20 protein-coding genes, 1 tRNA gene and 1 pseudogene are annotated in these 23772 nt (G+C 66.3%); 10 read left to right on the top strand and 12 right to left on the bottom strand.

What is annotated here, in order from left to right:
* Positions 1 to 317: 317 nt before the first annotated feature.
* From ACWGRX_RS06385 to ACWGRX_RS06360, 6 genes are read right to left on the bottom strand one after another with little or no spacing between them, the layout of a single operon-like run.
* The gene (locus ACWGRX_RS06385; RefSeq protein ID WP_452116958.1) at positions 318 to 1370 is read right to left on the bottom strand and encodes an NAD/NADP octopine/nopaline dehydrogenase family protein; all 1053 of its coding nucleotides are present in this window, start codon (positions 1368 to 1370) and stop codon (positions 318 to 320) included.
* 10 nt (positions 1371 to 1380) lie between these two features.
* Positions 1381 to 2502 (bottom strand): NAD(P)/FAD-dependent oxidoreductase, encoded by a 1122-nt coding sequence (locus ACWGRX_RS06380; RefSeq protein ID WP_452116841.1) that lies wholly within the window; start codon positions 2500 to 2502, stop codon positions 1381 to 1383.
* Positions 2503 to 2542: 40 nt separating this feature from the next.
* On the bottom strand, positions 2543 to 3337 hold the full coding sequence (locus ACWGRX_RS06375) for an ABC transporter permease (RefSeq protein WP_452116840.1): 795 nt from the start codon (positions 3335 to 3337) through the stop codon (positions 2543 to 2545).
* On the bottom strand, positions 3334 to 4221 hold the full coding sequence (locus ACWGRX_RS06370) for an ABC transporter permease (RefSeq protein WP_452116839.1): 888 nt from the start codon (positions 4219 to 4221) through the stop codon (positions 3334 to 3336). The genes ACWGRX_RS06375 and ACWGRX_RS06370 overlap by 4 nt, the downstream gene beginning before the upstream one ends.
* On the bottom strand, positions 4187 to 5260 hold the full coding sequence (locus tag ACWGRX_RS06365; RefSeq protein ID WP_452116838.1) for an ABC transporter ATP-binding protein: 1074 nt from the start codon (positions 5258 to 5260) through the stop codon (positions 4187 to 4189). The genes ACWGRX_RS06370 and ACWGRX_RS06365 overlap by 35 nt, the downstream gene beginning before the upstream one ends.
* Positions 5261 to 5320: 60 nt before the next feature.
* Entirely contained in the window at positions 5321 to 6370 is a 1050-nt protein-coding gene (locus tag ACWGRX_RS06360; RefSeq protein ID WP_452116837.1) for an ABC transporter substrate-binding protein, read from the bottom strand.
* 98 nt (positions 6371 to 6468) lie between these two features.
* Between ACWGRX_RS06360 and ACWGRX_RS06355 the strand changes: the two genes are divergently transcribed.
* The gene (locus tag ACWGRX_RS06355) at positions 6469 to 7461 is read left to right on the top strand and encodes a LysR substrate-binding domain-containing protein (RefSeq protein ID WP_452116957.1); all 993 of its coding nucleotides are present in this window, start codon (positions 6469 to 6471) and stop codon (positions 7459 to 7461) included.
* A 140-nt stretch (positions 7462 to 7601) separates the two neighbouring features.
* On the opposite strand, the pseudogene ACWGRX_RS06350 reads toward ACWGRX_RS06355, so the two are convergent.
* Together ACWGRX_RS06350 and ACWGRX_RS06345 are read right to left on the bottom strand one after the other, a co-directional pair.
* A pseudogene (locus tag ACWGRX_RS06350) lies at positions 7602 to 7751 on the bottom strand (IS630 family transposase); the annotation flags it as partial.
* A gap of 114 nt (positions 7752 to 7865) precedes the next feature.
* A complete protein-coding gene (locus ACWGRX_RS06345) occupies positions 7866 to 8645 on the bottom strand; it encodes an IclR family transcriptional regulator (RefSeq protein WP_452116836.1) in 780 nt (259 codons plus the stop codon).
* 206 nt (positions 8646 to 8851) lie between these two features.
* On the opposite strand from ACWGRX_RS06345, the gene ACWGRX_RS06340 reads away from it, so the two are divergent.
* The 9 genes from ACWGRX_RS06340 (at position 8852) to ACWGRX_RS06300 (ending at position 18931) form a co-directional block, all read left to right on the top strand.
* A complete protein-coding gene (locus tag ACWGRX_RS06340) occupies positions 8852 to 10300 on the top strand; it encodes an FAD-binding oxidoreductase (RefSeq protein ID WP_452116835.1) in 1449 nt (482 codons plus the stop codon).
* Between the two features lie 45 nt (positions 10301 to 10345).
* Entirely contained in the window at positions 10346 to 11359 is a 1014-nt protein-coding gene (locus ACWGRX_RS06335) for a hydroxyacid dehydrogenase (protein WP_452116834.1), read from the top strand.
* Between the two features lie 40 nt (positions 11360 to 11399).
* A complete protein-coding gene (locus ACWGRX_RS06330) occupies positions 11400 to 12194 on the top strand; it encodes an HpcH/HpaI aldolase family protein (protein WP_452116833.1) in 795 nt (264 codons plus the stop codon).
* A 9-nt stretch (positions 12195 to 12203) separates the two neighbouring features.
* The gene (locus tag ACWGRX_RS06325) at positions 12204 to 13322 is read left to right on the top strand and encodes an ABC transporter ATP-binding protein (RefSeq protein WP_452116832.1); all 1119 of its coding nucleotides are present in this window, start codon (positions 12204 to 12206) and stop codon (positions 13320 to 13322) included.
* Positions 13319 to 15118 carry an ABC transporter permease subunit gene (locus ACWGRX_RS06320; protein WP_452116831.1) on the top strand — a complete coding sequence of 600 codons (1800 nt, stop codon included), beginning with the start codon at positions 13319 to 13321 and terminating at the stop codon, positions 15116 to 15118. The genes ACWGRX_RS06325 and ACWGRX_RS06320 overlap by 4 nt, the downstream gene beginning before the upstream one ends.
* 66 nt (positions 15119 to 15184) lie before the next feature.
* Complete coding sequence (locus ACWGRX_RS06315; protein ID WP_291636733.1) at positions 15185 to 16252, top strand: ABC transporter substrate-binding protein; 1068 nt, start codon at positions 15185 to 15187, stop codon at positions 16250 to 16252.
* Between the two features lie 57 nt (positions 16253 to 16309).
* A complete protein-coding gene (locus ACWGRX_RS06310; RefSeq protein ID WP_452116830.1) occupies positions 16310 to 16960 on the top strand; it encodes an RraA family protein in 651 nt (216 codons plus the stop codon).
* Positions 16961 to 17013: 53 nt separating this feature from the next.
* The gene (locus ACWGRX_RS06305) at positions 17014 to 17688 is read left to right on the top strand and encodes an RraA family protein (protein ID WP_452116829.1); all 675 of its coding nucleotides are present in this window, start codon (positions 17014 to 17016) and stop codon (positions 17686 to 17688) included.
* A gap of 88 nt (positions 17689 to 17776) precedes the next feature.
* The gene (locus tag ACWGRX_RS06300) at positions 17777 to 18931 is read left to right on the top strand and encodes an alpha-hydroxy acid oxidase (protein ID WP_452116828.1); all 1155 of its coding nucleotides are present in this window, start codon (positions 17777 to 17779) and stop codon (positions 18929 to 18931) included.
* A gap of 282 nt (positions 18932 to 19213) precedes the next feature.
* Here ACWGRX_RS06300 and ACWGRX_RS06295 read toward each other — a convergent pair.
* The 4 genes from ACWGRX_RS06295 to ACWGRX_RS06280 all read right to left on the bottom strand — a co-directional run bounded on the left by ACWGRX_RS06295 (position 19214) and on the right by ACWGRX_RS06280 (position 23730).
* A tRNA-Thr gene (locus ACWGRX_RS06295) sits at positions 19214 to 19288 on the bottom strand.
* Between the two features lie 204 nt (positions 19289 to 19492).
* Complete coding sequence (gene pdeM / locus ACWGRX_RS06290; protein ID WP_291636727.1) at positions 19493 to 20182, bottom strand: ligase-associated DNA damage response endonuclease PdeM; 690 nt, start codon at positions 20180 to 20182, stop codon at positions 19493 to 19495.
* A gap of 17 nt (positions 20183 to 20199) precedes the next feature.
* Complete coding sequence (locus ACWGRX_RS06285) at positions 20200 to 22689, bottom strand: ligase-associated DNA damage response DEXH box helicase (protein ID WP_452116827.1); 2490 nt, start codon at positions 22687 to 22689, stop codon at positions 20200 to 20202.
* A gap of 105 nt (positions 22690 to 22794) precedes the next feature.
* Entirely contained in the window at positions 22795 to 23730 is a 936-nt protein-coding gene (locus ACWGRX_RS06280; RefSeq protein ID WP_452116826.1) for a class I SAM-dependent DNA methyltransferase, read from the bottom strand.
* Positions 23731 to 23772 lie beyond the last annotated feature (42 nt).

The following is a 23772-nucleotide window of genomic DNA, read 5'->3' as shown; positions in this document are numbered from 1 at the left end:
CCCCGCGACATCGAGGCGAACATCGCACCATCCATGCTGCGAAGGCTATTCCCATAGCATCGGAGTTCTCCGAAAAGTGGATTCCGGTTTTCGGAAAACTCCGATGCGACAACAATGAGATAGATCATCGTGACCGCGTCCGAACGGGCGCGCCGCGATCTAGGGTTGAAACTTGTTAGCGAGTTTCGCCTTGGTGTCGATCGATCAGCTCGCCCGAAAACGGAGCATCCGACAGTCCGCAAAGTCGGAAACGGACGTTCATCGAAAGCGGATCTTGCCAGCCTCGATCTTGATCCGGGCCTCGAACGCCATGAAGCTCATGCCAGCAACTGCTCGCGCGAAAGACCGTTCCTTGTAAGTTCGGGCAGAATGTCGTTGTCCTGCGCTAGATCACGGCCATAGAGCCCCGAGAAGATGGCAAGCCCGGCCTCATGCAGCGGCATCGGCACGCCGGCCAGCCGTCCGAGCTCGGCGAGCGGCAAGAGCCCGAACGGGACGTCTTCCAGCGTGTAGCGTGTGTCGATGGTGGCCGGGCCGAGCGTTGTCGGCTGGGTCTCCGCCAGCATCCGCGAGGTCTCGCCGAGCGGTGCGTCCGGCACGCCATAGGTCAGCGAATAGTGCTCGCGCATCGTCCGCACCTTGAGGCCGAACGCGGCGGCCAGAGCCAGCCGCTCGGCGTCGATGGCTTCGAGCAACCGGCCGACCGCCATGGTCAGATTCTCGCTCTGCCCCCAGGCTTCGCCCTTCTCCATGCGGGTGAAGTTGGCAAGCGCCAGAGCCATGTGGCTTTGCGGGTTGACGTTGCTCAGGGAGACGGCGAGCAAGCCATCCACGGCACGGAAACGATCGCCGAACAACGTGCGGCAGAGATCTAGGCCCTGATCGGCGAGCCGTCGCGGCAAGGTGGCGATGTCGACCTTGCTGCGGATGGTTGCGATCTTGACCGTGTTCGGTCCGGTACGGCGCGAGCGCAGGATCGTCGTGCTGAGCGCGATGATCGGCACTTCCACGCCGCGCGCGGTGAGCAAACGCGACAGGTAGAAGGCACCGAGCGAGGCGTGCGAGGAGATGATGACCGGCTGCCCGGGCGACAGCAGCGGCGCCATCGCGTCCATGACATGCTTGTGCCCGTTCGCCGGTAGGGCGATCAAGACGGCGTCGGCACCAATCACAGCAGCCTCGCAGCTCGGCGCCACGTTGGGCCGGAACTCTCCTGCGATCTTGCCTTCACTGATAAGCGGGGCGCCGGCGGCAAGCGCCTCCGTGCTCTTGCCCGAGGGCGACCAGAGCACGGCCTCATGCCCGTTCTCGGCGAGAAATGCGGTGGCGGCGAAGGCGGCTGCGCCCGCGCCCATGATGGCGACACGCATCGGGGTATCCTCAGTTGAAGAAGCGGCTCGGGCGAAATTCGATAAGCTCGTCGCGCTCACGCCCATGGACGAGCTCGTCGGCGACGACCTCGCCGAGGAAGGCGCCGAGCGTGACACCGCTATGGCTGACCACGGCATAATAGCCGGACAGGCCGGGCACTGGGCCGACGGCGGAATAGGAGTCCTTCGGGATCGGCCGCGTCGCGATCCGGACTGCCTCGACCTCGACATGCTTCAGCGCGGGAACGGTCTTGATGGCGCGGCGCATCAGCTCCTGCGCCTGCGGGTGGGATGGCACGGCGCCTTCGTCGGAGGTCAGCAGGCGATCGAGCTCGTTCGAGCGCAACAGGAAGCGTCCGCCGCCATCGGGCCGCATGTTCACCAGGGGTGTGCGCAGCGCGCTCCTGAGCGGCGTGCCCGCCGGCGGGGTATAGGCGACGATGCCGAGTGTCGGTGCCAGTGGGATGCGATGCTGGGGCGTCTGGACGACGTCGTTGAGCCAGCGCCCGGCACAATTCACCACGACGTCTGCCTCGATCGTCCGGCCATCGGCCAGCACGATGCCGGTGCAGCGCTCGCCGGTCAGCACGAGGCGGTCGACGCGGGCCTCGATGACGGTTGCGTCATGCCGCTCCACGGCAGCAGCGATCAAAGCGCCGGAATAGGGAACAGGGTCGAGCCAGCCGTCCTGCGGATAGTGGATGACCGGCGCGTTCCCGATCGCGTCGGGATTGATCTCGGGTTCGAGCTTGCGGACGTCGTCGAGGCTGAGGACCTCGGCCGGATAGCCCCAGGCGATCAGCTGCTGCAGCTTGGCGAGCGGATCGGTGCCGTCGCGGCCGCCGGCTTCTGCTTCCGCGTCCTGCCATTGCAGCACGCCGGGCCGGTGGTACCAGTCCGCGCCCGGAAACTCGGCCAGGATGTCCTCATGCGCCTGGCGGCCGGCGAAGTTCAGCCGGAAATAGGCCTCCGAGGTCAGCTTCTCGCAGGCATTGACCCAGGCATAGGTCACGCTGGAGGTGCCGCCGCCCGGCCGCCTTTCCTCGACGATGGTGACCTCGGCCCCGGCCTGCGCCAGGCGATAGGCCACCGATGAGCCGACGACGCCGGCCCCCACAACGATTGCTTTCATTGTCCAATCCCCGAAAGGTCAGGATGTGCCGGCCGGGCGTTCAGCCCTTGCCGACCAGGATGCGGTCCAGCCCGTAGATGCGGTCCACGATGGCCATGAGCAGGAAGGTGAGGAGGATGACGATGGTCGAGACCGAGGCCACCAGCGGATCGATCGACTCCTCGATGTAGTGGTACATGCGTACCGGCAGCGTCATCGAGGATGGGGTCGCGACGAACACGGTCATCGTCACCTCGTCGAAGCTCTGGATGAAGGAGATGACCCAGCCGCCGGCGACGCCTGGGATCATCAGCGGGAAGAGCACGCGCCGGAACACAGTCCATTGCGAGGCTCCGAGCGAGATCGCTGCCCGCTCGATCGCCGGATCGCTCGTCGTCAGCGCCGCCAGCACCAGCCGTAGCCCATAGGGGAAGATCACCAGCACATGGGCGCCGAGCAGCCCGATGAAGGTCCCGGTCGTGCCGATCTGGGTGAAGAAGCGCAGGAACGCCACGCCGAGCACGACATGCGGGATGATCAGCGGCGACAGGAAGAGGGCGACGAAGCCGTCCCGCCCCGGGAAACGGTAGCGCGCCAAAGCGAGCGCTGCGGGCACGGCCAGTACCATCGCCAGGCTCGCCGAGAGGACGCCGAGCAGGATGCTGAACCAGAAGGCGTCGATGAACTGGCTGTGGCGCAGGATCGCCCAGAACCAGCGCAGCGAGAACGAGGTCGTCGGCAGCGACAAAAGGTTCGAGGGCGTCAGCGACATCCACATCACCACCACCAGCGGCGCCAGCATGAAGGCGACGAACAATGTGTGGAACGCGATCGCGAAGGTTCCATTCCGGCTCATTGTGCGAACCTCGCATAGCGCCGCTCGACGATACGGTTGTAGGTCAGCATGATCGCCGCGTTGACGATCAGCAGGACGATGGCGATGGCGGCGCCCAGCGGCCAGTTCAGCGTGCCCAGGAACTCGTCATAGGTCGCCGTCGCGACCACTTTGAGCTGGCGCCCGCCGATGATCGCTGGCGTCGCGAAAGCGCTGGCGGCGAGAGCGAAGACGATCAGCGAGCCCGAGAGGATGCCGGGGATGATCTGCGGCAGCACGATGCGGCGGAAGATCGTGAACTCGCTCGCTCCGAGTGAGCTCGCGGCGCGGATAACCTTGGGGTCGAGGCGCTGGAGCGCGGCCCAGACCGAGATCACCATGAACGGCACCGCGACATGGACCAGCGCGATGACGACGCCCTGGACCGTATAGAGCATCGGTATCGGGCCCGAGGCGAGGCCGAGCGCTGCCAGGACCTGGTTGATCACGCCGTTGCGGCCGAACAGCAGGGCCCAGCCCAGCGTGCGGACCACCACCGAGATCAGCAGCGGGCTCAAGGTGACGATCAGGAAGATCGAGCGCCATGGGGCGCGCATGCGCGACAGGAAATAGGCTTCCGGTGCGCCGATCAGGATGCAGATTGCCGTCGTCGCCAGCGCGATGCCGACCGTGCGCAGGAAGATCGTATGGTAGTAGGGATCGCCCAGGGTGTCGGCGTAATTGCCGAGTGTCAGGCCGCCGATCTGTCCAGTGTTCAGGTCGAAGGCCTGGAAGCTCAGACCTGCGATCATGGCGAGCGGCGTCACCAGCAGCGCTGCGAAGACGAGCAGCGCGGGCAGGCTCAACAGATAGGGAGCGCGGCGCTTGGGGCTAGCCACGGGGCGCCTCCGGAACCACGGCGGCATCCTCCGGCATCCAGGCGATCGAGACGGCGTCGCCTTCCCGGAAATGGGGTATGCCGCGATGCGGCTCGGAGACCAGCACGCTGCCGAGCTCCGTCTGGATCGAGAACAGCCAGGAACTGCCCTGAAAGACGCGCGATTGCAGACGGCCGTCGACCGCGCCCGTACCCGGAGCCCCGAGCTGAACCTTCTCCGGGCGCAGCGCGATCAGCACGGCCTGACCGACCGGCACGGGACGATGAAGCCGCCCGCCAACCTCGGCCGCGAGTCCGTCGATGCGCATGCGCGCGATCGAGCCGTCCACCGCAGTGACCGTGGCCGGCAATTGCGAGGAACGCCCGACGAAGGCCGCTGCAAACCGGCTCGCAGGGGCATCGTAAAGCGTCAGCGGGTCGGCGAGCTGCACGATGCGGCCGGCATCCATCACGGCGATCTTGTCGCAGGTCGCGAGCGCTTCCGCCTGGTCATGCGTGACCATGATCGTCGTGGTGCCGACGCGACGCTGGATCGCACGAATCTCGACCTGCATCTCCTCGCGCAGCTTGGCGTCGAGGTTCGACAAGGGTTCATCGAGCAGGAGCAGAGCGGGTTCTATGGCGAGCGCCCGCGCCAGCGCAACGCGCTGCTGCTGGCCGCCGGAGAGCTGGCGTGGATAGCGCTCGCTCATGGCCGATAGGTGCACGAGGTCCAGCGCCCGGCGGATCGTCTGATCCCGCTCGGCGCGGCCCATTCGGCGCATCTCCAGCCCAAAGGAGATGTTCTCCGCCACGGTCATGTGCGGGAAGAGCGCGTAGCTCTGGAAGACGATGCCCATGCCGCGCCGGTTCGCCGGCACACCCGCAAGGTCGCGGCCGTCGAGCAGGACGCGCCCGCCGCTCGGCTCCTCGAAGCCGGCAACGATGTTCAGAGTCGTGGTCTTGCCGCAGCCGGAGGGCCCGAGAAGCCCGACGAACTCGCCCGGCTCGATCGAAAGGTCGATGCCGGAGAGCGCCGTGAAGCTTGCGAAGCGCTTGGTCAGCGCCTCGAGCACGATTTTGGCCATTGATAGGAGAACTCGTTCGGGAGGTGTCCGGCCGGGCAAGGCCGGCCGGATCAGGATGGCTCAGCGTTCGACTTCGCGATTCCAGCGCTGCGTCCAGGCTGCACGGTTCTGGTTGACGGTCGGCCAGTCGATCCTGGCAAGCTTGCCCACAGCCTCGTCACCGACGGCGAGCCCTTCCTTCTCGGCTTCGCTCAGCTCGGTCTTTCGATTGACGGGACCATAGCCCGCCTGCGCGAAGATCTTCTGGATCTCGGGCGACAGCATGTGCTGGATGAATTTCTGCGCCTGTGCCGACACGTCGCTGTCGACGACCGGGCACATCGACACCATCAGCGCCGCCGCACCTTCCTTGGGCTCGACGGCCTGCAGCGGCAGCCCCTCCTTCTTCAGTGCGACGGCGCGCGAGCGCGCAACCACCGTCATCGCGATCTCGCCGCTCTGCAGGAGTTCCTCCAGCTTCGGTGCAGAGGGGGCGAAGGTCACGATGTTCGGGCGGATCTCGTCCTTGAAGGCCTTGAAGCCGGGGTCGATGCTGGCCTCTCCGCCGCCCTTGGCCCGCGCGACCATGATCAGTCCATGCAGACCGGTCGTGCTCGCGGCGCCCAGAAGAGCCAGCTGGCCCTTATAGGCGCTGTTGCCGAGGTCGCCCCAGGATGTCGGGACGGGCAGTCCCTTTTCCTTGAAAATCTTGGTGTTATAGACCGGCGCCGTGACACCGATGCCGAACGCCATCGCCTGATCGGCGAGTTTCGCGATCGGATAGATGTCATCCAGGACCGGCGCCTTCTGGATTGGTGCGCAGAAGCCGAACTGTACGGCCTGATACATCGGACCGTCATCGACGATCGCGACGTCGATCTCCTGCTTGCTGCGCTGAGCCTGCAACTTCGCGAGCGTCGCAGTCGACTGCCCGGCGACATATTCGATCTTGACGTTGTTGGCCTTCTCGAAAGGCGGGATCACGGAGTTCCGCATGAGGCGCTCGAACGATCCGCCATAGCCGGCGACATACATGGTGTCCTGCGCAAGGGCGCCGGGCGCCATCCAGCCCGTCGCCGACAGGGCCATGCCCAGTGCTATCGAGCAGATTCCATGATGTGGAGACTTCATGTCGGCAACCCCTCTCTTTTCCTGATTGCCGTCAGGGTTCCGATTGGAGGGGCTATCTGTCAATTGACGAAGTATGGATCGGTCGATCCGGATTTGATATGGGCGCAACTCTTCGTCCGGCGAACGTTGCCGTTCGCCGAGCGCCCTTCGATCGGACTATGAGGCGTTCCGTCCCGGAGTACTTTGATTTGTCGCAAATAGGCCACAAGCACTGGGAAGCCTTCAATGCCGTGCTGCATGTCGGCAGCTTCACGCAGGCGGCGCGGCTGCTGCGTACCTCGCAGCCCTCAATTTCCCGGCTGTTGAAGGAACTGCAGGAGCGCCTGGGCTTCGCTCTTTTCACGCGGGCCGATGGACGCAGCTGGCCGACGGCTGAAGCACTGGCCCTGCACGATGAGGTCGAGCGCAGCTTCGTCGGGCTGGAGCGCATCGCCGAGCGGGCCGCCCAGATCAAAGACCAGCGTGTTGAGCAGCTCAGGATCGTCAGCATGCCGGCGCTCGCCCACCAGTTCCTCCCGGCGGCGCTCGCTCGCTTCCTGAAGGAGCACCGCGGTGTCGCGGCCGCCCTTCAGGTCCAGCGCTCGGAGACGATCGCATCCTGGGTCTCGACCCGCCAATTCGACATCGGCTTCGCGATGCTGCCGATGGAGAAGCCGGGGGTCGAGATCGAGCTGTTCGATCCGGCGATCGGGGTTTGCGTGATGCTCCCCGACCATCCGCTTGCGGCACGCGAGGTCATCACTCCGCGAGACCTGCACGGGCTGGCCTTCGTCGGAAAGGGGCGGGACAGCTTTGCCCATCTGCCGCTGCAGCGCGCTCTGGATGATGCCGGCTCCATGCCGGACATTCGCGTCGACACTCCCATCGCCGCCGTAGCTTGCGAGTTGGTCGCCAATGGCGTCGGGGTGACGATCACCGATCGCTTCACCGCGGGTGCCTTTACTTCGCGAGGCCTCGTCTGGCGCCGTTTCGAGCCGGACGTGCCCTACAATTTCGGCGTGCTGTTTCCCTCCCACAGCCAACGGACCGAGCTCGTCGAGGGGTTCATGCACTTTCTGCGAAGCGAAAGCCTGAATTGGAGGCCCGCATAGCGCCAATAGCGGGAGCAAGGCTGCGGCCGAGAAGCAGTCACAGGCTCCCCGAGTTTGGCCCTGCGGAGTGCAAGCGCTCAGGTGCTGGTGCTGACCGACTAGCTCCCGCCAAGGGTGGCGGAGTTGCCTCTTGGGTTTTGCCGTTCGCCACGCAAACAGCGGCCATGGCGGCGCGCCATGTTGGTCGAGGCCCAGTTTCCGTCGATGAAGCCGATGAGTTCCGGATCGAGATCGGGCTGGCTCTCAAGCCAGCCCTGCCGGCGCTTCAGGATGTTGGGGCGATCCTGTTCTGGAAACTGTGCGACCTTCCTGATGAGGACATGGACAGCCTGAACTTGCGCGCTTTCGCTGCTGCGCTTGCCCGTCGGTCAGACATCACGTCCGATGATGCCTGGCCCTGCGACCTACTTCGCCCGACTGGGGTAGTGAGACGAGAGAGCGCTGGCCAGGACCACGACGGTTGGCCGGAGGGATTCCGCCTTGTCGGTCGACCAGCGCTGGGGCGTCACGACGATGTTGACGGCTGCAGTGACCTCGCCGGTTGCATCGAAGACCGGCGCCGCGACCGTGATGTCGCCGTCGAAGTTCTCGTTGACGACCAGCACTGAGCCCGAACTGCGGATCTGGTCGAGGCGGGCATGCAGAGCCTCGGCATCCATGATCGTGTTGCTGGCCCGGCGGACGAAATTCACCTGGCTGACGAGCGCTTGCCTCCGCTCATTCGGCAGATAGGCCACGATCGACTGCCCCAGACCGGATACGTGCCAGGGGAAGCTCGAGCCGAGGCCGACATTGGGACTGACCACTTCGCGGCTCGGTATGCGGGCGACGAGAATGACCTCGTCGTCGTCCAACACGCCGAGATTCACCGTCTCGCCGAGCTCCTTGTTGCAGTTCAGCATATAGGGCGTCGCGCGCTCGATCAGCGGGTTGCCGCGCAGGAAGCTCGAGCCCAGATGCAGCATCCGGGCGGTCAGGCTGTAGCGTCTGGTGACCGGATCCTTCAGCAGATAGCCCATGGCGACCAAGGTCGAGAGGAAGCGCTGGGCCGCGGTCTTCTCGATCCCGGTGCGCTCGACGAGCTGCGTCAGGCCGAGCGTCTGCTCGCCCTGATCGAACGCCGCCAGAATCAGCAAGCCTCTTTCCAGCGATGTACTGAAGAGTTTCGGACGCGTCTCAGTCATCGGCTCCTGCCTTCCGGTCTCGCACATCGCTGCTGACTGGAGCGCGGCATGCGCGTTTCTCTCGCAGGCCGCAGCCACCCTCTTCCAATGAAAAGCCCCGCCGCACGCCCCGGTGGATCTCGTCACAGGTTCGAAGCGGATTGACAACCATCATCGTCAGCGCAACAGTCTATCATCTTTCACACTTAAGTATCAATTATAGCAACATGAGCTGCAGCGCCAACCATCTTCGCGGCCCGGAAGGCGACCCGGCCCTCAACGCGATCGAGGGAGTCGTCGGTGCCGCCAACCTGCTGACTGCGCCGGAGGACATGGCGCGCTATCTCGTCGATGCTCGCGGCCGCTATCGGGGAGCGGCGCAGTGCGTGGTCCGCCCGGCCAATACGGCCGAGGTCGCTGCGACCGTCGCGATCTGCGCACGCGCCGGGATCGCGATCGTCCCGCAGGGCGGAAACACCGGCATGTGCGGTGGCGCGACGCCGGGCTCGCAGGGGCGCTCTATCGTGATCAGCCTCGAGCGGATGCGTGGCATCCGCGAGGTCGACCCGGCCAACAGCACGATGACAGTCGATGCCGGCTGCCCGCTGGCGGCGGTGCAGGAGGCGGCAAGCGCGATCGGCAAGCTCTTCCCGCTCTCGCTCGGCAGCGAAGGGACCTGCCAGATAGGCGGGAACATCGCGACCAATGCGGGCGGCACCGCCGTGCTGCGCTACGGGCCGATGCGCGATCTGGTCATGGGGATTGAGGCGGTCCTGCCGGACGGCCGGATCTGGAACGGGCTGCGCGGCTTGCGCAAGGACAATACCGGCTACGACCTGAAGCAGCTCCTCATCGGTTCGGAGGGAACGCTCGGCATCGTCACCGGCGCAGTGTTGAAGCTGTTCTCGCAACCGGCGGTGAGCGCGGTCGCCCTGGTTGCGCTACCCGATGTCCGCGCAGCGCTCTCCTTGCTGGAGCGGATTCGCCGCGACTTCGGCGAACGCGTCACCACCTTCGAAATCATGTCGGACAGCGAATACCAGCTCGTCCTGGCCTTGCGCACCGAGTTGCGCAGCCCGCTGGCCGGGCAGGCGCCCTGGTACGCGTTCATCGAGCTCACCGATGCGATCGAAACGCTCGACCTGCAGACGGCGCTGGCCGAAATACTTGGCGAGGTCATGGAAGCAGGCGGCATCACGGATGCGACGTTGGCCGAGAGTGGCGCCCAGGCGGAGAACATCTGGCACATCCGCCATTCGGTCACCGAGGCCAATCTGAAGGCCGGTGCGGCGGTGTCGCATGACACATCGGTTCCGGTTTCCCGTGTCCCGGAGTTCGTGGCCGGTGTCGAGGACGGTATCAGGACGCGGTTCCCCGATGCGAAGAGCTACTTCGTCGGCCATATCGGCGACGGCAACATCCACGCGATCGCGATCTTTCCGCGGGAGAAATTCTCAGATCCGCTGCGCTTTGCCGAGCTGGCGGGCGAGGTGAATGCGCTCGTCGATGAGGTCACCGTCTCGCTCGGCGGCAGCGTCAGCGCGGAGCACGGCATCGGTCGCAGCAACCGAGCGCGCCTGCAGCGCCACAAGGACCCGGTCGAGCTCGAATTCATGCGCCAGATCAAACGCGTCTTCGATCCCGCTGGCCTGATGAACCCTGGCGTCCTGCTCTAGCAGCGCGCCCGCGCCACCCTGCCAATTCACGACAAGGACGCCGATATGCGGCCCAACATCCTCCTGATCCATCCGACCATCCGCCCGGTCGGCGTCGACATTCTGAAAGCACGGGCTGAAATCACGCTCGCGCCGGATGGCGGCGAGGACACGCTGGTCGAGCAGCTCAACACTTCCGGCGCCGATGCGATCATCGTGCGCGTCGAAGCCGCGACGCGCCGCATGTTTGCCGAGGCGCCGGCGCTCAAGGTCGTCGGGATGCACGGCGTCGGCACGGATGCGATCGACCTGGACGCGGCGACCGAGCACGGGATCGTCGTGCTCAACACGCCCTTCGTCAATTTCAAGTCGACCTCGGAGCATGCCCTGGCGCTGCTGATGGCGGTGACCAAGAACATCATGTCGGGCGATCGCGCCGTGCGCGACGGGCGCTTCACGGAGTTCCGCAACAGCCAGTTGCCGATGGAGCTCGAGGGCCGCTCGCTCTTCGTCGTCGGCCTCGGGCGGATCGGCTCCGAGATGGCGCGCAAATGCCAGGCGGCGTTCGGCATGCGCATCATGAGTTATGATCCGGCCTATGACGAGGCCGCGATGGCGGCGCGCGGCATCGAGCGTGTCTCCTTCGAGCAGGGCCTGACCGAGGCCGATTTCGTCACCCTCCATGTGCCGCTCAAGGCCGATACGCGCGGCATGATGAACGCGGCCGCCTTCGCGCGGATGAAGCCGGGCAGCGTCTTCATCAATGCCTCGCGCGGACCCGTCGTGGTGCAGAGCGCTCTGATCGAAGCGCTGCGCTCGGGCCATCTGCTCGGGGCGGGCCTCGACGTGCTCGACCCCGAACCGGTGCCGGCGGACGACCCGATCAACACCACGCCGAACCTCGTTCTTTCACCGCACTATGCCGGCGACACGGTCGCGGCCCGGGCACGTTGCTCGGAGACGATCGCCGGCAGCGTGCTGGCGGCGCTGGCAGGCGGGGAATTGGCCGGAATCGTCAATCCGGAAGTCCTGACCCGGCCGAACTACCGGCTCGGCAAAGCCCTTTCGCAAGCCGGCTGACGGCCCGGTCAGGGCGCGAGCGACCACGGAAAATCAGCAGATGAAAAGCTACAAGAATCCTCTCCGCCGCAAGCTCGCCGAAGGCAGGACGACCTTCGGGCTCTGGGTGACGCTCGCTACGGCGACGATGACCGAGCTGGCGATCGAGGCGGGCCTCGACTGGGTGTGCATCGACATGGAGCACGGCGCGACCGACTACCGTGATGTCGTCGAGCACGCCCGGGCGGCCCGCGGCAGCGACCTCGCCGTGCTGGTGCGCGTGCCCTCGATCGCGATTGACTCGATCAAGCGCTGCCTCGACCTCGGGGCTGACGGGATCGTGGTGCCGCTCGTGCGCTCGGCGCGGGATGTCGAGGCTGCGCTGGACTTCGCCCGCTATCCCATGGCCGGCAAGCGCGGACTCGGCGGCGAGCGGGCGCAGCGCTGGGGCTTGCGCGTCGCGGACTACATCGCGACCGCCAATGAAGAGATCATGGTCATCCCGATGATCGAGACCGCCGAGGCGGCCGCAGCCATCGACGAGATCTGCGCCGTCTCCGGCCTCGAATTCGCCTTTGTCGGTCCGGGCGACCTGTCGGCCAGCCTCGGCCATATCGGAGCCTGGGAGGGACCGGGCGTCTCGGACAAGATCCGGCAGATCGTCGAAAGCGCCAGGATGGCGAACGTCACGCTCGGGACCTATGGCGTCGGGCCGGACGACGTCCGCTCGCGCAGCGAGCAGGGCTTCCGCTTCCTCGCCATCGGCTCGGACGCGGCGATGCTGGCCAACCGCATCGGCAACGAACTCGACGCCATCCACAACCTGATGCCGGCTCTCGGCCGGAAGATTGCCTGAGGTAGCGGCATGACGGACCTCACCCTGCAACAGACTGCCGGCACTCCCCCCAAGCTCGTCGTCTCGGGGCTGCGCAAGACCTATGGCACCACGGTGGCGCTGCATCCGACCGATCTGACGCTCCGCTCGGGTGAGTTCATGACGCTGCTCGGGCCTTCCGGCTCGGGCAAGACGACGCTCTTGATGATGGTCGCCGGCCTGTTGCAGGCCGATGGCGGTGAACTCGCGATCGATGGCCGCAAGGCGACCTACGCGCCGCCCTGGGAGCGCGACATCGGCATGGTCTTCCAGAACTACGCCCTGTTCCCGCATCTAACCGTGTTCGAGAACATCGCCTTCCCGCTGCGGATGCGGCGCCGGCCGGAGGCGGAGATCAAGCGCGAAGTCATGCGGGTGCTCGACATCGTGCAGCTGCCGCATACGGCGCAGCGCCTGCCCCGGGCGCTGTCGGGCGGGCAGCAGCAGCGCATCGCGCTCGCCCGCTGCTTCGTCTTCCAGCCGAGCCTGATCCTGATGGACGAGCCTCTCGGGGCGCTCGACAAGAAGCTGCGCGACCAGCTGCAGCTCGAGATCAAGCATCTGCACAAGTCGCTCGGCATCACGATCCTCTACGTCACGCACGACCAGGAGGAAGCGCTGACGATGTCGGACCGCATCTGCCTGATGAATGGCGGACGCATCGAGCAGCTCGGCACGCCCTCCGAGCTCTATTTCGAGCCGGCCACCGTCTTTGCCGCCGATTTCCTTGGCGAGTCGAACTTCCTGGACGGCACGGTCCGCTCCGCTTCGGCGGATGGACTGACGATCGATGCCGGCGGCGGCTCGATCCGCGGCGCTGGAGCCTTCGCGACGGGCACGGAGGTCAGGCTCATGGTCAGACCCGAGAGCATCAGGACCGCTCATGCCCCGAGCGAGGGCTGGAACGCCGTGCCAGGCACGGTGAGGGAGACGATCTTCGTGGGCGGTGTCACCCGCCACTATATCGACCTCGCCGCGGGGGGCAGCATCGTTGCGCTCGAGCTGACCGATCGGAAGACGCCGCCTCCCGCGCAGGGTCAGCAGGTCTTCGCGACCTGGCCGGTCCAGGCCACCGCGGTTCTCGCAGCCGGCGGAGGCAGTGCGCCATGAGCCTCGCCGTTTCCACACGGGACGCAGCCCGGCCAGGTTGGTTCCAGCGTTTCGCCGGGCGTTGGGGCAAGCTGACGCCAGCGCTCCTGTTCCTCCTGGTGCTGATCCTCTATCCCGTCGGCAAGCTGCTCTCGCTGAGCTTCCAGGGGCCAGGCGGCGTTTTCAGTCTGCAGGCCTATGAGCGCCTGTTCGCCTCATCCGTCTACGTCCAGGTCATGGTCGTGACGCTCAAGATCTCGTTCTGGACGACGCTCGCGACTGTGGCGATCAGCTATCCGGTGGCGCGCGCCATCGCGCGGCTGCCCGGTGCGACCCGCAACCGCCTGATGTTCTGGGTCCAGCTCTCGTTCTGGTGCAGCTTCCTGATCCGCACCTTTGGCTGGATGGTCCTGCTCAACCGCAACGGCTTCATCAGCCAGACCCTGCAGTATCTGCAGATCGTCGACGGGCCGATCGACCTTCTCTATTCCGCGCCCAGCGTCATCGTCGGCATGACCCATGCCATGGTGCCGCTCTGCATCCTGACCATGGTGCCGGTGATGGAGGGGATCGACGAGAACCTCTCCAAGGCCGGGATGACGCTCGGCGGCCGCCCGGGCAGCGTGTTCTGGCGCATCTATTTCCCGCTTTCGCTGCCCGGCGTGACGGCAGGAGCCTTGCTCGTCTTCATCACCTCGCTCGGCTTCTTCATCGTGCCGGCCTTCCTCGGCTCGCGCCATGAGACGATGATCACGCAGCTGATCATCGAGCAGGTGCAGGAATATCTAAACTGGGGGTTCGCCGGCGCGCTTTCGCTGCTGCTGCTCGTCGCAGCGCTGGTCATCTTCACGATCTATGACCGCTTGCTCGGCATCTCGACCCTGACCGGCAGTGTCGATCGCAGCGCGAAGGCGGGGGGCGGCCCCGGTTGGGTGGGCCTGCTCGGGCTCAAGATCTGCGCCGGGCTCGGCCATGTCTCGGATATGCTGTTCAGCGTCTTTAATCGTGTCCTGGGCAATCGCGGGACCGGGAAGCCGCTTCGCGGCGGGCGGGGGCTGGAATGGGCCGTCGTGCTCGCAATCCTGGCCTTCCTCATCCTGCCGGCGCTGATCATGGTGCCGGTCTCCTTCACCGCCGGCTCGCGGATCAACTGGCCGCCGGAGGGGTTCAGCCTGCGCTGGTACGAGAGCCTGCTGGCTTCGCCGGTCTGGCTCCAGGCCGCGACGCGCTCGGTGATCGTCGCGCTGGGCGCAGCCGCGCTGGCGATGCTGATCGGCACGCCGGCAGCTTTCGCGATCGCGCGCCAGAAGCTGCCGGGCCGTACCCTGATCCTGTCGCTGGTGCTTTCGCCGCTGATCATCCCGCGCATGGTGATCGCGGTGGCGCTGTTCTACTTCTACGCGCAGATCGGGCTGGTCGGCAGCTATGCGGGCCTGATCGTCGGCCATGCGGTGCTGGCGATCCCCTATGTCGTGATCACCGTCATGGCGGTGCTGAAGTCCTACGACACCCGCTATGACCAGGCCGCCTGGAATCTCGGGGCGCGGCCGACCCAGACGCTGCGCTTCGTCACGCTGCCGCTGATCAAGGGCGGGCTGATCTCGGCCTTCCTCTTCGCCCTGATCACCTCTTTCGACGAACTGACCATCGCACTGTTCGTGACCGGCGGGCTGACCACCACTCTGCCCAAGCAGATGTGGGACGACGCTATCAACGTTGCGACGCCGATCCTGGCGGCGGCCTCCACGCTGCTGCTCGTCTTCGTCGCGGTGATCACCCTGCTGATCCACCGCCTGCAGACCAAAGAGCAAAAATGAATCGAGGAACACTCGATCCCTGAAAGCGAACACCCACCAGAAGAACAGGACATTGGGGATATCACCATGAGCGATACGAGGAAGTCGGCCATCTCCCGCAGAACGCTGCTGATCGGCGCCAGCGCCGTCGCGGCTCCGAGCATCTGGACCAGTGCCCGCGCTCAGACCAAGCGGCTCATCGTTCGCACGCCGGGCGGCCCGACCGCCGAGGCGATGAAGAAGGCCTATTATGAGCCGTTCCAGGCCGCGACCGGCATCGAGATCGTGCCTGCGACCTCGAACAACGAGCCGGTCAGCCAGATCAAGGCCATCGTCGAGTCGAAGTCCAAGACCTGGGACATGGCGGCATCGCTGTCGCGCGCTGCCATTCGCCAGCTGCTCAAGGATGGCGACTTCCTGCTGAAGCACGGCCTCGAAAACGAGGCGGTGGTCAAGGAGATCCCGGCTTCGTTCCGCAACGAGTATGCGATCGGCCACGGCGTTTACGCGACGCCGCTGACCTATCGCAAGGACAAGTTCAAGGAACCGCCGAAGAACTGGAAGGACTTCTTCGACGTCAAGACCTTCCCGGGGCGCCGGGCGATGCGCAAGAACCCGGTCGACACCCTGGAGATCGCGCTCTTCGCCGACGGCGTCGCGCCCAAGGATCTCTATCCGCTCGATGTCGATCGCGCCTTCAAGTCCCTCGACCGGATCAAGCCGCATGTCGCCCATTGGTGGACGAGTCCGGTCCAGGCGATCCAGCTCATCACCAATGGCGAGGTCGACATGGTGCCGGTCTGGTCGAACTTCCCCACGGCCGCTGCCGAGCAGGGGGCGCCACTCGCGCTCGCCTGGCAGAATAACATCTGGGGGACGGACATGTTCACGATCCTCAAGGGCACCGACAATTTCGAAACCTGCCGGCAATTCATCCTGTTCTGTTTGCAAGGCGAGCGTCAGGCGGCAGTGGGCCGGCAGGTTGCGATCGCGCCGACCAATCCGAACGCCTTCAAGTTCATCAGCCCTGAGCGGGCCACCGTCCTCGCGACCAACCCGCCCTATCAAGCGACCGGAATCGAGATCAACGACGAGTTCTGGGCGGCCAATCGCGATGCGATCGCCGACCGCTTCAACAAGTGGTTGCTGAGCTGATGCTTCCCGCCCGCGGCGTGCTCGTGCCGCGGGCTTTTCCTGACCGGGACGATGGATATGGCTGAAGACGAGTCGATGGCGGCGATTGCGACGCCGGTGCTTTCAAACGCGGTAGAGCGCCTCGAAGGCCCCTGGTCGCCGGGTGCCCATGCCCTGCGCGGCATGTTGCCGCTACGGCGCGGCGATGCGGTACGGGGCCCGGCCTACACCATCAGGCTACGACGCGCCGCGAAGCCGGCCTCGACGAATGTCGAGGCATTGCTCAAGGCCTATGACGACGCACCCGCCGGTTCCGTCGTGGTGGTCGAGGTTGTCGACGAGGTCGGTGGCGCGGTCCTCGGCGACATCATCGCCCATCGCCTGAAGGCGATCGGCGTGGCCGGGGTCGTGGTTGCCGGACCGGTGCGGGACCTCATCGGCCTCGAGGAGTTCGGCCCGCCGATCTGGTACGCGCAGGCTACGATGCTCGGCCTCGAAATGGCGGAAACCGCCACCGAGGTGCAGATCGAGCTTTCGGTCGGCGGGACGCGCGTCGCGCCGGGCGATCTCGTCTTCGCCGATATCGATGGGGCCTTCGTCATACCGGAGGCGACGCTGGCCGCGCTTACGCCGATCGCCGCCAGCGTCGCGGCGCGTGAAGAGCAGTGGCATCGCAGCCTCGCCGAGGGCCGATCGCTCCTTGAGACCCTGCGCGCGCCCACGAACTGAACAGGCGGCTGCACCGAGCCGCTCCACATTCCCCCACAAACGAGACAGGATCCATGTCGAGCGAGAAGAATGCAGCTGCGGCGATGTCCGCGGAGATCGGCACCGCCGTGTTCTGGGATGCCGCCGAGAAGATTCACGGGCCGTGGACACTGGCCCATCGCACCGTCGAAAGCGTGCGCGCGCTGCGCCCGGACGATCATGCGATCGGCCCAGCCTATACGATCCGGCTGCGCCGGGCGAGCGACAGCTCGACCAGCAACCGCGAGGATTTCCTGCGGGCCTATGACGAGGCTCCGGAAGGCGCGGTCGTCGTGGTCGAGGTGCAGACCGACATCGGTGGCTGTGCCATGGGCGACCTGGTCGCCCATCGCCTGAGCCAGTGCAAGGTCGCCGGTGTCATCATCAACGGATCGATCCGCGACCTCGTCGGCTTGAAGCAGATCGCGCCGCCTACCTGGTATCGCGCGATCACCATGGCCGGTCCGATCTCGCGCGAGATCGCGGTCGAGATTGGGGTCGACGTCACCGTCGGTGGCGCCGTGATCCGCTCTGGCGATCTCGTCTGCGCGGATGTCGACGGCGTCTTCGTCACCCCCAAGGATGAGGCCGCGAAGATTCAAGAGAAGGCTCGCGAGATCGTCGCCAAGGAAGCGGTCATCAACGCCCGCCTCGCCGCCGGGGAGGATCTGCGGACGATCCTGCTCGGGCAAGCCGAACCGGCGCACTGACCGGGCCGCGACATGCGGTGGCGGGCCCAGGCGTCTGCGCCTCTGGGCCCGCCGAGCTTCCGGCAGAAGAGAGGACCTCCCGCCCGCCATGCCTTCCCGCATCCTGAACACCGATGAGATGCGCCTGGCGGCGCAGCGCGTCCTGCCACGCGGCATGTTCGAGTTCATTGATCGCGGCACGGAGGGGGAGCTCGCGCTGCCGGCCGCGCGGGCTGCGCTCGATGCGGTGAAGTTCAGCCCGAACGTGCTGGTCGACGTCAGCCGGCGCGACCAGAGCGTCGAACTGTTCGGCTCCAGGCTGCCCTTGCCGATTATCGCGGCACCGACGGGCCTTGCCGGGCTGATGTGGTATCGCGGCGAAATCGAACTGGCCCGGGCGGCGGCGCGGGCCGGCATCCCGTTCTGCGTCTCCACCCAGTCCATCACCTCGATCGGCGACATCGCTGCCGGCGCCGGCGGGAACCTCTGGTTCCAGCTCTACATCCTCAACGACAGGGCGATCACCGAGACCTTCGTCGACGCCGCGCGGGCGGCGGGATCCGATACGCTGATCCTGACCGTGGACACGAGCGTTTCGCCCAAGCGCGAATATAATACTCACAACGGCTTCGGCATCCCGATGGCGGCGAACTGGCGTGCTGCGCTCGATTTCGCCATGCATCCGCGCTGGTGCCTGAACGTTATGGGGCGCTATCTCGCCGGCCTCGGCATGCCGAGCTACGCACATTATCCGGACGCCTTTCGCCGCAAGATCACCCGTGCCCCGCTGGGCGACGCCCTGCGCCTGGCCGACGATGTCACCTGGACCGAGATCGCAGCGCTCCGGCGGCGCTGGCCCGGGCGGTTCATCATAAAGGGCATCCTGCGCTGCGATGATGCACAGCGGGCGCTGGATTGCGGAGCGGACGGCATCGTCGTCTCCAATCATGGCGGACGCAATCTGGATTCCGCCATCGCTCCGGCCCGCGCCCTACCGGAGATCGCTGAGCGCCTCGGCGATCGACTTGTCATCCTGGCGGATGGCAGCGTCCGGCGCGGCAGCGATGTCGTCAAGCTACTCGCCCTCGGCGCCCGGGCGGTGCTCGTCGGGCGCTCGCTTCTCTATGGCGTCGCCATGGGCGGCTGCGATGGCGCCGGCCGCGTCATCGAGATCCTGCGCGACGAGGTCGACCGCACGATGGCCTTCATGGGTTGTTCCTCGCTCGCCGCGCTGGACGGCGATGCGCTCGCAAGGGAGTCATAAGAGAGCCATAGCGTCCCCCGCCCGAAAGCAGACTTTGCAAAGATCAGCTATGGGCCATGTCCTGCCACAGCCGAGTTGCGAACCCGTCTCCGGTCCGCGGCCACTGGTATGGGCGGAAAACCCGAAACGGCGCGTCAGAGAGAAGTGCCAGGCTGGCCGAGAGTCTGGCGCGTGACCGCCGGCTGATGATCGCGTGCTATCGGAAGCAAGATTGGCAAGGGACACCGAAAGCGCGGATATTCCGCGCCATTGGAAAAAACGCTGATTATCCAAAAGATGGGCTGGTGCTGCGAGAGAGGATTGAACTCTCGACCTCTCCATTACCAATGGAGTGCTCTACCACTGAGCTACCGCAGCAGGATCGTGCCGTCTGCGCCCGGCCCTTGAAGGGCTTGCCGGCGCCGCGTCGTTCCGAAGCGGCGTCCTGATGCCACAAGCCCCGCCCCGACGCAACCTGTTCCGCGCATATCCCTGTGTCTGAATTTGAAGAGCTGTGGAATCTTGCCGGTGAGGAGGGGCTTTCTGTCCGCAGATCGCAGCGTGCCGCGCCGCCGCGCGCCTTCAATCGGGCAGCAGCAGGCGCTGGTCGATGCGGAAGAGGCGGCCATCGCCGAGGATATGGGCGCAAAGCCCGAGGCCGAACAGCGGCCGGAAGGCCGCGTCGCGGACGTTGAGGCCGCCGGCATAGGCGCCCATCGCCGGCATTACGCAGCGCGTTGCGGAGAGCACGAAGCAGCGCCGGCGCAGCGCCCGGCCGCGCATCCGGACCTTGGCGGCGGGATGCAGATGCCCGGCGATTTCCGGACGTGTCGCCGCGTGACTCGGCTCGTGCCGGAGCGCGACGCCGGAGATTTCGAGTTCGTCCAGCACCGTGCCGCCCATCGCGGCCGAGATCTGAGGATCGTGATTGCCGCTGATCCAGAGCCAGTCGCGGCCGGCCTGGAGGGCGCGCAGGCTCGCAAGGCAGCTGTCGTCGATCCGCGCTTCGGCGCCGCGATCATGGAAGCTGTCGCCGAGCGCGATCACGCGCGCCGGCTGGTAGCGCGCAATCGCCGCACCCAGCAAAGCGAGCGTCGCGGCCGAATCATAGGGCGGCAGCAGGACGCCGCGGGCGGCATAGGCCGAGCCCTTCTCCAGATGCAGGTCGGCGACGACGAGAGTGCGCTCATCCGGGAGGTAGAGCGCGCCGGAGAGATCGGGGACAAGCGCGAGCCGGCCGAGCATGGAGGCCTCGGCCGCGGCGCCCGTCATCTCTCTCGTCGCCAGGTTCACGCCATCGCCTCTTCGAGCATGCTTGCTTCCGCCTCGGCGAGGATCTCGTCGGCCGCCTCGCCACTGACCGCCTCGCGCCCGATCTCGAGCATGACCGAGACCGAGAGCGGCGAGACGTGATCGAGCGGCTGATGCACGATTCGCCCGCTGATCCGTGTCAGCATCTGACCGAGACGGCCGATATCGAGCAAGCCGGTCGCGGCGTCGGCACGCGCGGCGCGCAGCAGGACATGGTCGGGCTGGTGCCGGCGCAGCACATCATAGACCAGGTCGGTCGAGATCGTGACCTGCCGCCCGCTCTTCTCCTGGCCGGGAAAACGCCGCTCGATCAGGCCGCCGATCACGGCGCAGGAGCGGAAGGTGCGCTTCATCAGCGCCGATTCCGCCAGCCATTCCTCGAGATCGTCGCCGAGCATGTCCTGCGAAAAGAGCTCGTCCAGCGAAAGCGCTCCACGCGCGATCGCCGCCGCCATATCGCCGAGCGTCCAGACGGCGATGCCGTAGTCGTTGCAGACGAAGCCGAGCGGCCTCAGTCGCGCCCGTTCCAGCCGCCGCGTCAGCAGCATGCCGAGCGTCTGGTGGGCGAGACGGCCCTCGAAGGGATAGGCGACGAGGAAGAAGCGCCCGGCGCGCGGAAAGCTCTCGACCAGCAATTCGCCCGGCTTCGGCAGGCGCGATTTCAGGCGCTGCGCATGCAGCCAGGACGAAACCTCGTCCGGCAGCTTCGCCCACTCCTTTGGCGTGGCCAGGATGGTGCGCACGCGCGCGGCGAGGAAGGTCGAGAGCGGGAACTTGCCGCCGGCATAGGAGGGGATCTTCGGATCGGTGCCGGCGGCGGTGCGCGAGCAGACCACCTCGTTCTCGACGATCCCTTCGAAGCGCAGCACCTCGCCGGCGAAGATGAAGGTGTCGCCGGGCGTCATCGTCTCGGCGAAATACTCCTCGAGCTCGCCGAGAACGCGTCCGCCGCGGCTGAGGATCTGCTGGCCGCCGGGGCGTGCCGGGCGAGAGCGCCCGAGCCGGACCTTGAGCATGGTCGATTCGACGATGGTGCCGACATTCATCCGGTATTGCTGGATGGTCTGGGCGTTGCTCGCGCGGTAGAGCCCGTCCTTGCCGCGGCGTAGCTTGGCGAAGCGCTCATAGCTCTTCAGCGCATAGCCGCCGGTCGCGACGAAATCGACGACGGCGTCGAAATCGGCGCGGCTGAGATCTGCATAGGGCGAGGCCGTCAGGACCTCCCGATAGAGCGCGTCCGGCTCGAAGCCGTCGGAGCAGGCGACCCCGAGCACATGTTGGGCGAGCACGTCGAGCGCGCCGATGCGCGGCTCCGGCGTGTCCTGCGCCGCCTCCGCCACCGCATCGAGCGCGGCGCGGCATTCGAGCAGTTCGAAGCGGTTCGACGGCACGAGGAGCGCCTGCGAGGGCTCGTCCATGCGGTGGTTGGAGCGGCCGATACGCTGCATCAGCCGGCTCGCGCCCTTGGGCGCGCCGACATTGATGACGAGGTCGACATCGCCCCAGTCGATGCCGAGATCGAGCGTCGCCGTACAGACGACGGCTTTCAGCTTCCCGGCCGCCATCGCCGCCTCGACCTTGCGGCGCTGGCCGACATCGAGCGAGCCGTGATGCAGTGCGATCGGCAGCGTCTCCTCGTTCACGCGCCACAGCGCCTGGAACATGAATTCGGCCTGCATGCGGGTGTTGACGAAGACCAAAGTCAGCCTGTGCGCGCGGATCGCGGCATAGATGTCGTCGACGGCATGGGCGGTGATGTGGCCGGCGAGCGGTAGCCGGCGGCTGGTCGCCATGATGCCGATCTGCGCCTTCGCGCCGCCCTGGACGGTGACGAGGCCGGATGGCGTGCCCGAGCCGCCGAGATAGGCCTGGAGATCGGCGGGCTCGCGCACCGTCGCCGAGAGGCCGACCGCGCTCATCTTCGGCGCGAGGCCGCGCAGGCGGGCGAGGTCGAGCGAGAGCAGGTCGCCGCGCTTGGAGGTCACCAGCGCGTGCAGCTCGTCGAGCACGACCCGGCGTAAGGATGCGAAGAACGGTTTCGAATCGCGATGCGAGACTAGGAGCGCGAGTTGCTCCGGCGTCGTCAGCAGGATGTCGGGCGGGCGCTCGATCTGGCGGGCGCGCTTGGCGGGGGAGGTGTCGCCGGTGCGGGTCTCGACCTTGACCGCAAGCCCCATCTCGCGGATCGGCGTTTCGAGATTGCGGGCGATGTCGACGGCGAGCGCCTTCAGCGGCGAGACATAGAGCGTGTGCAGCCCCTCGCGCACGCCGCCGCGCTCGGTCAGCTCGACCAGCGAGGGCAGGAAGCCGGCGAGCGTCTTGCCGGCGCCGGTCGGTGCGACCAGCAAGGTCGAGCGCCCGGCCCGGGCCTCTTCCAGCAGCGCGATCTGATGTGGCCGCACGTTCCAGTCGCGGCTGGCGAACCAAGCCGAGAAGGCAGGGGGAAGGGGGGAGGCGACCGCGTCCATGCGCCGACAGAGATAGGCCTTGTCGAACGAAAAGGGAACGGTAGGCTCGCGTCATTCTGGGGCGACGCGCAGCGGCGGCCCGACAATCTCGCGATGACGCCGGCCTCAGCGCTCCGCGACGACGATCAGCCCCGGCACCGGTTCGTCGCGATCCATGCGGACGCTCTGCGGCTCGACCAGCATGGGTCTCAGCCGGGCCTGGCTGAGCGCTTCCCTGATCCAGCCTTCGGCATGGGCGAAACGACGATCCCGGCCGACAATGATGCCGGCGCCCTGATGACTCTGCACCGTGAAGGCAAGGAGGCCACTCGTTTTGAGCACGCGCGCGCTCTGATGGAAGCTCGGAGCAAGGTCTCCGAGATAGATGAAGACGTCGGTGGAGACGATGAGGTCGGCCGATGCGTCGGACCGACTCGCCAGGAAGGCGTTCAGGTCCGCAGTGGCGAGCTTGTCGTAGAGCGGGCTGCCATCGGCGCGCTTCTTGGCCTGCGCTTTGGCGATCATTCGGGGCGAGAGGTCGCAGCCGGCGAGGAACCCCGCCTCGGCGCGGATGGCCTCGCCCATCAGGCCGGTGCCGCAGCCGAGGTCGAGGGTGGTTCCGAACTGCAAGGGCTGGCTGGCCTGTGCGCAATGGCGCACCAGCGCCTGCTTCAGCAATGCCGGGCCCTGATATTGCAACTTGCCGACGAGGTGGCTGTCGAAGCGCTCGGCATAACCGTCGAACAGCGCGCCTGAAAAACACTCCGAGGTCGCCTGCTCGGCAGCGAGCGCGCCGATGCGAGCGAGGTCGAGCCTGGCGCCGAGACGGTCGCTCGGATCGAGGTCGAGATATTGCCGCCAGGCGGTCGCGGCCTCCTCATTGTGCCCGAGCGCCTCCTGGGCCAGGCCATAGAGATGCCAGGCAGCGGTGAAACCGTAGTTCTCGGCGAGCGTTTGATCGAGGATGTCGAGCGCCGCCTGCGGATCGCCGGCCTTCAAGGCCTTCTCGGCCCAGGCATAGCGGCGGTCGAGACGATCGTCGCCGGAACTGGCGGAGTACACGCTGCTGCCCTTTTCGATCATGCTGCGGGTTTAACGGAGGTG

It is taken from the genome of Allobosea sp. NPDC055594 (assembly GCF_053618995.1).
This window is presented reverse-complemented; position numbering and strand designations above follow the sequence as displayed.